The sequence below is a fragment of the Corynebacterium sp. HMSC069E04 genome (assembly GCF_001813175.1).
Lineage (GTDB): Bacteria > Actinomycetota > Actinomycetes > Mycobacteriales > Mycobacteriaceae > Corynebacterium > Corynebacterium aurimucosum.
Genome location: NZ_KV811641.1, coordinates 1 through 201 on the forward strand (window position 1 = coordinate 1; position 201 = coordinate 201).

Here is a 201-nt window from a genome sequence, read left to right on the forward strand (position 1 = left end):
GGCTTAAGGGACATTTTGTGTGGATTTGCGGCGTGTCGCACTAAGGGACATTTCGTGTGGATTTAGGAGCGTCCGGCCCAGCCTTTTCTTATGCCTAAGCTGGGGTTCCATTCGTTGTCGATGTGGGTGTCGAATGTGGCAGGTCGCCCGTCTGGGTGGCCGCGGCGTTTAAGTTCTTCTTTTGCCCAGGCTGCGCGTGCT

1 pseudogene is annotated in these 201 nt (G+C 56.2%); it reads right to left on the bottom strand.

Features of this window, described 5'->3' with window-relative positions:
- Window positions 1–62: 62 nt before the first annotated feature.
- Window positions 63–201 (bottom strand): annotated as a pseudogene (locus HMPREF2896_RS12640) (IS256 family transposase); the annotation flags it as partial.